This window comes from Methylobacterium sp. A52T, from assembly GCF_053346095.1.
In genome coordinates this window covers 1-11,787 of record NZ_JBKFBI010000166.1, presented here as the reverse complement: position 1 = coordinate 11,787, position 11,787 = coordinate 1, and the positions used below count along the sequence as shown (strand labels likewise).

Genomic DNA, 11,787 nt, shown 5'->3' with positions numbered 1-11,787 from the left:
GATCCCGCGGCCCGGCGTGGCGCTGGCGCCACGCCGGTCGGCGGGATCCTGCCGGCGCGCCGCGCGCCGCGCTTTCGCCGCAACCGCGCCGGAGGGAAGCGGTCCCGTCTCACGCAACGCCGTCCGGACCGTGCCCAAACTCAGTCGCGCCATCGCCGCCACCCTCCTGCTGGCCCTCAACGGGTGCGGCGGTCTCTCGGTCCTGCCCGAATCGTCCGTCGAGAACGCGACGCACGCCGCCGTGCTCGACGAGGTTGCGGCCGCCGCGGCGATCTCGGCCTACCGGGTCCAGCACGGCCTGAGCCCGGTCGTGGTCGATCCGGCACTCGTGAAGGCGGCGGCTTTCCAGGCCGGCAACAACGCCCGCCGCGGCCAGCTCAGCCACGATGTCGGCGGCAGCTTCACCTCGCGCATGGCCTCGGCCGGTCTCGCGAGATCCTGGGCGGCCGAGAATCTCAGCGCCGGGTCCGAGACCCTGGAGCAGGTGCTCGCCCGCTGGAAGGCGAGTCCCGAGCACAACAAGAACATGCTGCTCCCGCAGATCCGCAGGATCGGGATCGCCCGGGTCGATGCCCCCACGACGCGGTACAAGCGCTTTTGGGCGCTCGTCATGGCCGGGACCTGACGCCGGGGTGTCTCAGGGTTCGGACGGCGCGAGATCGACGATCCGGAGCTGGGCACGCTCGGCGCCGCGCCAGCGGTCGCAGGACAGCGTCCCGGCCACGTGCATCTCCCGGCCGATCCCGTTCAGGAGGGCCAGGCCGAGCGGCCGCTCGGCCGCGCGGAAGCAGATCGCTCCGACGACCTGACCGTCGCGGCTGCGCAGGCGCGCCCGGACATGGTTCGAGCCGACCACGCCGGCATCGACGAGGCGATGCCGGCCCAGCGCGAAGAGCGGCTCGGGCGCGCCTTGGCCGAACGGGCCGGCCTGCTGCAGCAGCCGGACCGTCTCCGCGGTGGCGCCGCCGGCGCTGAGGCCGCCGTCGATGAGCAGGGCGTCGGCGGCGCGGGCCACCGCGACGCTCGCGCCGAGCAGCATAGCCAGATGTGCCTCGAAGCGCGGGATGTCGTCGGCCCGCACGGTGACGCCGGCCGCCATGGCGTGGCCGCCGCCCTTGCTGGCGAGCCGGGCCTCGACGCAGGCGCGGACCGCGAGCCCCAGATCCGCGCCCGGGATCGAGCGTCCCGACCCCGTGGCGGTGCCATCCGGGCGGATCGCGAACGCGAAGGCCGGCCGGTTGAAGCGCTCCTTCAACCGCGAGGCGATCAGGCCGACAATGCCGGGGTGCCACTCGGCGCTGGCGGTCACCAGCACGGTGCGGGCCGGATCCAGCGTCAGCGCCCGGTCCATCTCGGCCTCGGCTTCCAGGACGGCCTGCGCCTCGATGGCCTGGCGCTCCCGGTTCAGCCGATCGAGGTCGGCGGCGATCCGGGCCGCTTCGCTCGGGTCCGCCGTGGTCAGCAGGCGGGCGCCCAGGGCCGAATCGCCGATGCGGCCCCCAGCATTGATGCGCGGCCCGAGGACGAAGCCGAGATGCCAGGCTTCCGGCGGCTCGCCGAGCGAGGCGGCGTCCAGCAGCGCCGCGAGCCCGGTCCGGCCGCGATGGCGCATCACCGTGAGGCCCTGGGTCACGAAGGCCCGGTTGAGGCCCGTGAGGGGCACGACGTCGGCGACGGTCGCCAGGGCGACGAGATCGAGGGCGTCGGTGAGCTGCGGTTCGGGACGATGGCCGCCGAAGAAGCCCTCCTGCCGCAGGGCGCGGTTCAGCGCGACCAGGGTCAGGAACACGATGCCGGCGGCGCAGAGATGGCCGAGGCCCGAGAGGTCGTCGAGGCGATTCGGGTTGACCACGGCGCGGGCCGGCGGGAGCACCTCGGAGGCCGCGTGGTGGTCGAGGACGATGACGTCCAGGCCGGATTTCTCGGCCTCCTCGAGGGGGGCGTGGCCGCTCGTCCCGCAATCGACGCAGACGAGGAGCGTCGCGCCCTCGGCCGCGAGCGCGGTGATCGCCGCGATGTTGGGTCCGTAGCCCTCGGTGATCCGGTCGGGAATGTGGATCGGCGCGCGCAAGCCCAGCTCGCGGAGGTACCCCGCGAGCAGGGCCGCGCTCGCGGCGCCGTCGACGTCGTAATCGCCGAAGACCGCCACGGTCTCCCCGCGCTTCACCGCCCGGACGAGGCGGCGGACGGCCGCTCCCATGTCGAGCAGCGTATCGGGATCCGGCATCAGGTCGCGCAGGCGCGGCGCGAGGTGGCGGGGGGCCGCCTCCGGTACGATCCCGCGTCCCGCGAGCACCCGGGCCAGCAATTCCGGCAGACCGTGGGCCTGGACCATCTTGGCGATGTGATTCTGGACGGCCGCGCCGCCGCAGCGCTCCTGCCAGCGCCGGCCGGTCACGGAGGCGGCCACACCCAGGAAGGGCGGCAATTCGGCGAGGAGCGGAGCGGACGACACGGGCGCCACCCTACACCGGCCGGCGCGGGGAATCTTGCGCCCCGCCGCAACAGCGATGCCGAACGCGAACCGCCGCAACGAGAAAGGGCGGGCATCGCTGCCCGCCCCTCGACGCTGCCGGAGACCTGGGTCTCAGAGCGACTTCAGCACGCTGTCCACGACCTTCTTGGCGTCGCCGAACAGCATCATGGTGTTGTCGCGGAAGAAGACCTCGTTCTCCACGCCCGCGTAGCCGGAGCCCATGCCGCGCTTGATGAACAGCACGGTCTTGGCCTTCTCCACGTCGAGGATCGGCATGCCGTAGATCGGCGAGGCCTTGTCGGTCTTGGCGGCCGGGTTGGTGACGTCGTTGGCGCCGATCACGAAGGCGACGTCCGCCTGCGGGAACTCGCCGTTGATGTCCTCCAGCTCGAAGACCTCGTCGTAGGGCACGTTGGCCTCGGCCAGCAGCACGTTCATGTGGCCCGGCATGCGGCCCGCCACCGGGTGGATGGCGTACTTCACGTCGACGCCCTCCTTCTTCAGCATGTCGGCCATCTCGCGCAGGGAGTGCTGCGCCTGGGCGACCGCCATGCCGTAGCCCGGGACGATGATGACCCGCTCGGCGTTCTTCATGATGTAGGCCGCGTCGTCGGCCGAACCCTGCTTCACGGGCCGGGTCTCGACCTGGCCGGTGCCGGCCGCGGCGGTGTCGCCACCGAAGCCGCCGAGGATCACCGAGATGAACGACCGGTTCATCGCGTGGCACATGATGTAGGACAGGATCGCGCCCGAGGAGCCCACCAGCGAGCCGGTTATGATCAGCGCGAGGTTGCCCAGGGTGAAGCCGATGCCGGCCGCCGCCCAGCCCGAGTACGAGTTGAGCATCGACACGACCACCGGCATGTCGGCGCCGCCGATCGGGATGATGATCAGGCCGCCCAGCACCAGCGAGGCGATGACGATCAGCCAGAAGATCGCTTTCGACTCGGTGCCGATGAACAGGGCGATCAGCAGCACGAGGCCGGCGGCCAGCAGCGCGTTGATGAGGTGGCGCTGGGGCAGCATGATCGGCTTGCCGGACATGCGCCCGTCGAGCTTGGCGAAGGCGATCACCGAGCCGGTGAAGGTGATGGCGCCGATGGCGACGCCGAGACCCATCTCGAACAGCGATTGCTTGTGGAAGTGGCCATTCTCGATGATGCCGAACGCCTGCGGTGCGTAGAGGGCGCCCGCGGCCACGAAGACGGCCGCGAGGCCGACCAGCGAGTGGAAGGCCGCGACGAGCTGCGGCATCGCGGTCATCGGCACGCGCTTGGCGATCACCGCGCCGACGCCGCCGCCGAGCCCTAAACCTAGCAGGACGAGGATCCAGGCGCCGGCACCCGCCGGCGGGTGGCCGACCAGCGTGGTCAGGATGGCGAGACCCATGCCGACCATGCCGTACAGGTTGCCCTGCCGGGAGGTCGTGGGGTGCGAGAGCCCCCGCAGCGCCATGATGAACAGGACGCCGGCGACGATATAGAGAAGGGAGGAGACGTTCTCTGACACCGGCTCAGCCCTTCTTCTTGTACATGCCGAGCATGCGCTGCGTGACGAGGAAGCCGCCGAAGATGTTCACGCTGGCGAGTACGATGCCGATGAAGCCGAAGAACCGGGCGAGGCCCGTGCCCTTCTCGATCAGCGGAACGCCGACCGCCAGGATCGCGCCGACGATGATCACCGACGAAATCGCGTTGGTTACCGACATGAGCGGGGTGTGCAGGGCCGGGGTCACCGACCAGACCACGTAGTAGCCGACGAAGATCGCCAGCACGAAGATCGCGAGCCGGAACACGGTCGGATCGACCGCGCCGCCGGTGGCGGCGCTGAGCCCGTGGCCCATGCCGTCGGCGATGACCTGCGCCTGGTCGGCGGCGTTGCGCGCCACCGCGGCCGCCGCGCGCGCGGCGTCGGCCAGCACGCGGGCCTGATCGGCCGCCTGATCGGGAGGGACGATGACGTTTGCCATTCTGCTACTCCTCTCGGCCAGGCTTCACTGCGCGCCCGCCGGGGTGGCCGCACCGGACGCCTTGCTGGCCTCCGACTTGGCCAGCCCCACGGAGGCGGCTTCCGAGGCTGCGCCATCGGTCTTGGGCTGGAAGGATGCGTGGACGACCGAGCCGTCGCGGGTGAGGTTCGTGGCCTTCACCAACTCGTCGTCCCAGTTGATGGCCAGCGCTTTCGACTCCTTGTCGATCAGAGTCTCGACGAAGGCGTAGAGGTTGCGCGCGTAGAGGCTCGACGAAGTGGCGGCGAGCCGCCCCGGCACGTTGACGTGGCCGACGATCTTCACGCCGCGGTCGTTCGTGACGACCTCGCCGGCCTTGGCGCCGGCAACGTTGCCGCCGCGCTCCACCGCGAGATCGACGAGGACCGAACCCGGCTTCATCGACGCCACCATCTCCTCGGAGACGAGCTTCGGCGCCGGCCGGCCCGGGATCAGCGCGGTGGTGATGACGATGTCCTGCTTGGCGATGTGGCCCTTGACCAGCTCCGCCTGCTTCTTCTGGTACTCGGCCGACATCTCCTTGGCGTAACCGCCGGCCGTCTCGGCCTGCTTGAACTCGTCGTCCTCGACGGCGACGAACTTGGCGCCGAGCGATTCGACCTGCTCCTTGGTGGCGGGCCGGACGTCGGTTGCGGTGACGACCGCGCCGAGCCGGCGGGCGGTCGCGATGGCCTGGAGGCCGGCCACGCCGACGCCCATGACGAAGACGCGGGCGGCCGGCACGGTGCCGGCGGCGGTCATCATCATCGGCATGGCCCGCCCGTACTCGGCGGCGCCGTCGACGACCGCGCGATATCCGGCGAGATTGGCCTGCGAGGACAGGACGTCCATCACCTGCGCACGGGTGATGCGGGGCATCAGCTCCATGGCGAAGCCGTCGATCCCGGCCTCGGCCATCGCCTTGAGGGCGTCCTCGTTGCCGTAGGGGTCCATGATCGCGATCACGGTGGCGCCGCGCTTAAGCTGCGGCAGCTCCTCGGCGCTCGGGCGCCGGACCTTGAGCACAAGGTCGGCATTTCCGGCGGCATCGGCGGCGCTCCCGGCGATGCTGGCGCCGGCGGCCTCGTACTCGGAATCCAGGATGCCGGCCTTCTGGCCGGCCCCGGACTGCACCACGACGTCGGCACCGAGGGTCTTGAATTTCTTGACGGTCTCAGGAACCGCGGCGACGCGCGGCTCCGCGGAGTCCGTCTCGGACAGCACAGCAATGCGCATGCGAGGGTTCCCCTGGAAAAGCTCGGCCTTTCGAATGCGCGAACCGGCGCAGCTTTTCGAGAGGCGGATCTACGATACCGCGATGGATGCGGCCGGAATGTAACTTGCGCCCAATTTAATTGCCAACAATGCGTCAGCATCCCGTTCGGCGATTGCGAGCGGGCTCGTCATCCGCGGCGACGCTCGACGCCGCCGCTTGCGGCCCTCTCAGGCGAAGAACAGGTAGAGGACCAGGAGAATGCCGACGACCAGCGGGGCCTTCCACCCCACGGCCGGCGCGAGGGCGCCCACCGCGCCGGCGGCTCCGGAGGCGATCACGCCGACGATGGCCAGCAGCCACGCTTCGCGGATCCCGCCGATGGCGAGGGCCAGCACCCAGCAGATGACGACGCCAGTGGCGATTTCGACGAACCGGACAAATCCGCGATAGGTCTGCTCGTGCGTCGTCGCGTCCATCGCCGGGCTGTAGGTGTGCCCGGCCACCGTGTCACTCTCGGCCATCGTGCGCTCGTTTCCCTAAGACGCGACTTCTTGCGGTCGCGGTCGGATGTAGCTCAAGCGTTTACCTGCCGCAATCGGACGCACGCAAGTTGATCGCTCTCCCGGTGGATCTTCGCGCCGAATCAGGCCGGTTTCGGCAGACCGGCTTCGGCGAGCGCCCGGCCCTGGCGTTTCGTGAGTTCATCCAGCGAGAAATGCTCGATCTCGGCCTCGAACAACCGGTGGTAGTTGAGTTCAGATCTGAGGTGGAGGAACACGGCGCCCAGCCCTACGGCCGCGCGATCCATGAAGACGAATTCCTGCGGGACCGTCACGGGCCCGCGCTCCTTCAGGGCCTGATGGACCTGGAAGGCCTGTCGGCGACCGTACTCGCCCGGCTTCACGCCGTCGGCGACGGTGCGGGTGCGGTCTTCGAGCAGCGGCCCGTAGATGAAGCGGGCCCAGATGTTCAGGATCTCGATCTTCTCCTTGTCGAGATCCTTGAATCCCCAGACCTCGTAGGCGTGGACGATGCGGGCATCGTCGTTCTCCAACAGGCCGCGGTAGAGATCCACGACGCCGCCGACGAAGCGCGGATGGAAGATCCGGACGCAGCCGTAGTCCAGCAGATTGATTCCCGCGGCCTCGCCGGCGTCCGAGAACACGGTGTAATTGCCCAGATGCGGGTCGCCGTGGATCACCGCGGCCCGGCTGAACGGGTGCCACCAGGCCTTGAACATCGCCTGGGCGATCCGGTTGCGCACCTCGACCGCCTCGTCGGCGAAGCCCAGGATCTTGTCCCCGTCGAGCCAGCCGAGCGTCAGGAGGCGCTTCGTCGACAGTTCCGGATGAACGCGCGGCACCCGCACGGCCGCGATGTCCTTGAGCACGGCCCCGTAGAGGGCCGCGTGCTTGGCCTCGCGCTCGTAGTCGAGTTCCTCGCGCACCCGGGCGCCGATCTCCTTGGCGATCTCGCGCGTGTCGAGCCACGTGTTCATCCGGCGGTGAAGCGCGAACGCGACCTCCAGCTGCTTCAGGTCGGCCTCCACGGCCGATTGCATGTCCGGGTACTGGAGCTTGCAAGCGAGCCGTTCGCCGTCCTTGGTGGTCGCGCGATGGACTTGGCCCAGCGAGGCCGCCGCCGCGGGCTTGAGGTCGAAGCTGCCGAAGCGCTCCTGCCAGCCGGCGCCGAGCTCCGACTGCATCCGGCGCCGGACGAAGGCCGCGCCCATCGGCGGGGCGTCCGCCTGCAGCTTCTGCAGCTCGGTCGCGTACTCGGGCGGGAGCAGGTCCGGGACGGTGGCCAGCAGCTGGGCCACCTTCATGATCGGGCCCTTCAGACCGCCCAGCGCCTGCGCCAAGGCGGCGGCGTTGGTGGTGCCCTCCTTTCCGAACAGCCGTGCCACGGCCATCCGGGCGGCGACGCCGCCGACGTTGGCGCCCACGCTGGCGTAGCGCCCGGCGCGGGCGGAGAAGCGGTTGGCTTCGCGGTCGGTCTCGGCCATCACTCGATCTGCTTGTCTGACGATGATGCGCAGATAAGCCGCCCCCGGCCACGAACCAGGGGCGTGGGTCCCTGCGCCGCGGGGGTCGACCGGGTCCGCGGCGCTCGGCTCAGGCCTGTCCTTCCATGCTCTCGAGCTCGACGATCATGCTCTCGATCATGCCGAGCCCGATCTGCCAGAAGCCCGGGTCCTTGGCGTCGAGGCCGAAGGGCGCGAGCAACTCGCCGTAGGGCTTCGAGCCGCCGGCCGCGAGCAACGCGAAGTAGCGGTCCACGAAGCCGTCCTCCGCCCGGGCGTAGACGCCGTAGAGCGAGTTCACCAGGCAATCGCCGAACGCGTAGGCGTAGACGTAGAACGGCGAGTGGATGAAGTGCGGGATGTAGGCCCAGAACGGCTCGTAGCCGGAATCCAGCGTGATCGCCGGACCGAGCGACTCTGCCTGCACGGACAGCCACAGCGCGTTGATCTGGTCGGTGGTCAGCTCTCCTTTGGCGCGGGCGAGATGGACCTTCCGCTCGAACGAGTAGAAGGCGATCTGGCGCACCACCGTGTTGATCATGTCCTCGACCTTGGCGGCGAGCATGGCCCGGCGCTGGGTCGTGTCCGTGGTCGCGGCGAGGAGCCGGCGGAAGGTCAGCATCTCGCCGAAGACGCTCGCCGTCTCGGCCAGCGTCAGGGGCGTCGGCGCCATGAGGGCCCCGTTCGGCCCGGCGAGCACCTGGTGGACGCCGTGGCCCAGCTCGTGCGCCAGCGTCATCACGTCCCGCGGCTTGCCCTGGTAGTTGACCAGCACATAGGGGTGGACGGAGGGAACGGTCGGATGCGCGAAGGCGCCCGGCGCCTTGCCGGGGCGGGTCGGCGCGTCGATCCAGCGCTCGTCGAAGAAGCGCCGGGCGATCCCCGCCATCTTCGGCGAGAAGGCGTCGTAGGCGGACAGCACCGTGTCGCGGGCCTCCGTCCACGGGATCGTGCGCTGCTCGACGCGGGGCAGCGGCGCGTTGCGGTCCCAGTAGGGCAGCGCCTCCTGCCCGAACCACTTCGCCTTCAGCGTGTAGTAGCGGTGGGACAGGCGGGGATAGGCTGCCCGCACCGCGTCGACGAGGGCTTCCACCACCTCGGGCTCGACGCGGTTCGACAGGTGGCGCGCGTCCGCGACGTCCTTGAACCCGCGCCAGCGGTCGCTGATCTCCTTGTCCTTCGCCAGCGTGTTGGTGATGAGCGTGAATACGCGCAGCTGGCCGCGCAGCACCGCGCTGATCGCGCCGGCCGCCTCCTTGCGGACCGCGCCGTCCGGGTCCTGGAGCTTGTTGAGCGTCGGCTCCAGCGGCATCTCCTCGCCCTGCACGGTGAAGCGCAGCGCGGCGATCGTCTCGTTGAACAACCGGTCCCAGGCGGCGTTCGACGTGACCGACTTCTCGAGGAACAGCTTCTCGGTGCGGTCGTCGAGTTGGTGAGGCTTCTCCCGCCGCAGGTCCTCGATCCACGGCGCGTAGTGGGCGAGCGGTCCCTCCGCCATCGCGGCGTTCATGGCCGTATCGTCGACGCGGTTCAGTTCCAGGGCGAAGAAGAGGAGATCCGCCGAGGCGCTCGTCAGCCGCTCGCGGGTGTCGCCGTAGAACTTGGCGCGCGCCTCGTCGGTGGTATCGCCGGAATAGACGAGACCCGCGAAGGACATGAGCTTGCCCAGCAGGTCCTCGATGCCCTCGTAGGCGCGCACCGCCTCGGCCAGCCGCGCGGAGGCGTCCGGGCCTGCGGCGAGGTCCGCGATCCGGCCGGCGTAGGTCTCGGAGAAGCGGCGGCACTCCTCCTCGGCGCGGGTCATGTCGCCGGAGAAGTTCGGATCATCGAGGCCGGAATAGAGGTCCGTGAGGTCCCATTCCGGAAGATGGCCGAGGTCGGCAGCCTTCGCGGCGGCGCGCGCGGCACTCACACCCTCCGGCAGGCGGACAGTCACCGGCGAGGCGGTGTGGCTCGGCATCATGGTGTGCAATCCTCTCCAAGGGCTCCGGCCCCGTACCCTGATATCGAGCGTGCCGCCACGCGTTCAACGCGGAGGGCCCGTCGCACCGGCGCGCGATCGGTGACGACGCGGCGCAAACGTCGTTAAGCGGCACTTTACGACTGTCGGCCACCCTACGGCTCGAAACGAAACAGTCGCCGAATCGGAAGGCCGCGACCGGGTCGAACCCGCGTCGCGTGTCCGGCCTTCGCGCGCCGTTCAGGGAGCCGCTATGTCCGCCACCGTGCTCATCGTGGATGACGATCCGGTCCAGCGGCGCCTGGCCGAGGCGGCCGTGCGCCGCTTCGGCTTCGAGGCGCGGATCGCCGAGACCGGTGCGGACGCGCTGACCCTGCTGCGATCCGAGGGTGCGGACGTCGTGCTCCTCGACCTCGTGATGCCGGGGCTCGACGGGCTCGGCGTCCTGGCCGAGATGCGCAAGAGCGGCCTCGCCACACCGGTCATCGTCCAGACCTCCAACGGATCCATCGACACGGTGGTCAGCGCCATGCGGGCCGGCGCCGTGGATTTCGTGGTCAAACCGGCGGGCGCGGAGCGGCTCCAGGTCTCGATCAAGAACGCCCTGCGGGTCGACACGCTCGAGGAGGAGGTGCGCCGCATGCGCCGTCGCGCCTCCGGGGCGCTCACCTTCAAGGATCTCACCTCGAAGAGCCCCGACATGGAGCGGGTGATCCGCCTCGCCGAGCGGGCCGCGAAGTCGAACATCCCCGTTCTGATCGAGGGAGAGTCCGGCGTCGGCAAGGAGGTGCTGGCCCGGGCGATCCAGGGGTCCGGCGACCGGCGCGGCAAGCCGTTCGTGACCGTCAATTGCGGGGCGATCCCGGAGAACCTGGTGGAATCCACGCTGTTCGGCCACGAGAAGGGGGCGTTCACCGGTGCCACCGAGAAGCACGCCGGCAAGTTCGTCGAGGCCTCGGGCGGGACGCTGTTCCTCGACGAGATCGGCGAGTTGCCCCTCGACGCGCAGGTCAAGCTGCTGCGCGCCCTCCAGGAGGGCGAGGTCGATCCCGTCGGCGGCAAGCGCTCGGTGCGGGTGGACATCCGGCTCGTCTCGGCGACGAACCGGTCGCTGCTCGACCTCGTGAAGCAGGGCAAGTTCCGCGAGGACCTCTACTACCGCCTGAACGTCTTCCCGATGACGCTGCCGCCCCTGCGGGCGCGCCGCGAGGACATCCCGGATCTCGTCCGCTCGTTCTGTGCGCGGTTCTCGGCCGAGGAAGGCAAGCGCGTGCGGGCGATCAGCCCGGAGGCCATGGCCCTGCTCACGCGCTATCCCTGGCCGGGCAACGTCCGGCAACTGGAGAACGCCCTGTTCCGCGCCGTCGTGCTGGCGGACGGCGACGAGCTGACCGTCTCCGAATTCCCCCAGATCGCCGCGCAGGTCGAGGGCTTCGACGTGCGGATCCCGGCGGCGCCGGTCCAGCCGCAGATGCCGGCCTACGCCCCCGAACCGGTGCGCGAGATCGTCCGCGTCGAGGTCCGCGACCCGCACGCCATGTCGCTGGTCGCCGAGGAGACCGGCGAGATGAAGCCGATGGACGTCCTCGAGGCGGAGATCATCCGCTTCGCGCTCCAGTTCTACCGGCAGCGGATGTCGGAGGTCTCGCGCCGCCTCGGCATCGGACGCTCCACCCTCTACCGCAAGCTCAAGGATCTGGGGCTGGAGGAGGACGACAAAACCGAGGACGCGGCCTGATCGGGCGCGGCGTGCGCTAGCGCACCGCGCGCATTCGTTTCGGCCAAGGTCGCTGAAATCGTCGGCCCTGCTGCATCGCGCCGGCAGATGATTGAGCGGATCGTAAGCTGAGCAGCATTAGAAATGACACATTCATCTGCAGGACCGAGCCTCTATTCGCGATAACTGCGGTTGCTCAAAGCCACGCTTGCGCGGATAATCACAATCTGAGCGTGCGGTCCTGCCGCCGCGCCCCGGGAGATCACGATGCGCGTCCCGCGCTCCAGCCTCATCGCGCTGGCCGCCCTTCTCGGCGGCACGCTGGCACCGGCCGCCTCCCTCCGCGCCGCGACGGCCGCGCTGGACCAGCCGGCCGCCGATGTCCCCGCTACCCCAAGTCGGGTCGTA

General features: G+C 69.9%; 9 protein-coding genes. 2 read left to right on the top strand and 7 right to left on the bottom strand.

All coding sequences use genetic code 11. The annotated features are described in order from the left end of the window. The first annotated feature begins 130 nt into the window (after positions 1–130). Entirely contained in the window at positions 131–625 is a 495-nt protein-coding gene (locus ACLBYE_RS26880; RefSeq protein WP_447696505.1) for a CAP domain-containing protein, read from the top strand. Positions 626–637: 12 nt separating this feature from the next. Here the strand turns inward: ACLBYE_RS26880 and recJ are convergent, their stop codons facing one another. The 7 genes from recJ to ACLBYE_RS26845 all read right to left on the bottom strand — a co-directional run bounded on the left by recJ (position 638) and on the right by ACLBYE_RS26845 (position 9,665). Then, positions 638–2,455, bottom strand: a complete 1,818-nt coding sequence (recJ, locus tag ACLBYE_RS26875; RefSeq protein WP_447696504.1) for a single-stranded-DNA-specific exonuclease RecJ — start codon at positions 2,453–2,455, stop codon at positions 638–640. 132 nt (positions 2,456–2,587) lie between these two features. Continuing rightward, positions 2,588–3,985: an NAD(P)(+) transhydrogenase (Re/Si-specific) subunit beta gene (locus ACLBYE_RS26870; RefSeq protein WP_447696503.1), complete on the bottom strand. Its 1,398-nt coding sequence runs from the start codon at positions 3,983–3,985 to the stop codon at positions 2,588–2,590. Between the two features lie 4 nt (positions 3,986–3,989). After that, positions 3,990–4,445, bottom strand: coding sequence for a proton-translocating transhydrogenase family protein (locus ACLBYE_RS26865; protein WP_020092006.1), 456 nt, complete (start codon positions 4,443–4,445; stop codon positions 3,990–3,992). 24 nt (positions 4,446–4,469) lie between these two features. Beyond that, positions 4,470–5,699: a Re/Si-specific NAD(P)(+) transhydrogenase subunit alpha gene (locus ACLBYE_RS26860; protein WP_447696502.1), complete on the bottom strand. Its 1,230-nt coding sequence runs from the start codon at positions 5,697–5,699 to the stop codon at positions 4,470–4,472. A 207-nt stretch (positions 5,700–5,906) separates the two neighbouring features. Next, positions 5,907–6,200, bottom strand: coding sequence for an aa3-type cytochrome c oxidase subunit IV (locus tag ACLBYE_RS26855; RefSeq protein WP_020092004.1), 294 nt, complete (start codon positions 6,198–6,200; stop codon positions 5,907–5,909). A 122-nt stretch (positions 6,201–6,322) separates the two neighbouring features. Continuing rightward, on the bottom strand, positions 6,323–7,684 hold the full coding sequence (locus ACLBYE_RS26850) for an ABC1 kinase family protein (protein WP_447696501.1): 1,362 nt from the start codon (positions 7,682–7,684) through the stop codon (positions 6,323–6,325). 109 nt (positions 7,685–7,793) lie between these two features. Further along, positions 7,794–9,665, bottom strand: coding sequence for a M3 family oligoendopeptidase (locus ACLBYE_RS26845; protein WP_447696500.1), 1,872 nt, complete (start codon positions 9,663–9,665; stop codon positions 7,794–7,796). A gap of 250 nt (positions 9,666–9,915) precedes the next feature. Here ACLBYE_RS26845 and ACLBYE_RS26840 point away from each other — a divergent pair, with 250 nt between their 5' ends. Continuing rightward, on the top strand, positions 9,916–11,400 hold the full coding sequence (locus ACLBYE_RS26840; protein ID WP_020092001.1) for a sigma-54-dependent transcriptional regulator: 1,485 nt from the start codon (positions 9,916–9,918) through the stop codon (positions 11,398–11,400). The last annotated feature ends 387 nt before the right edge of the window (positions 11,401–11,787 follow it).

Excerpts from the sequence above, each read along its gene's own strand:
- ACLBYE_RS26865 (WP_020092006.1), bottom strand. The coding sequence starts at position 4,445 with ATGGCAAACGTCATCGTCCCTCCCGATCAGGCGGCCGATCAGGCCCGC.
- ACLBYE_RS26860 (WP_447696502.1), bottom strand. The coding sequence starts at position 5,699 with ATGCGCATTGCTGTGCTGTCCGAGACGGACTCCGCGGAGCCGCGCGTC.
- ACLBYE_RS26855 (WP_020092004.1), bottom strand. The coding sequence starts at position 6,200 with ATGGCCGAGAGTGACACGGTGGCCGGGCACACCTACAGCCCGGCGATG.
- ACLBYE_RS26850 (WP_447696501.1), bottom strand. The coding sequence starts at position 7,684 with ATGGCCGAGACCGACCGCGAAGCCAACCGCTTCTCCGCCCGCGCCGGG.
- ACLBYE_RS26845 (WP_447696500.1), bottom strand. The coding sequence starts at position 9,665 with ATGATGCCGAGCCACACCGCCTCGCCGGTGACTGTCCGCCTGCCGGAG.
- ACLBYE_RS26840 (WP_020092001.1), top strand. The coding sequence starts at position 9,916 with ATGTCCGCCACCGTGCTCATCGTGGATGACGATCCGGTCCAGCGGCGC.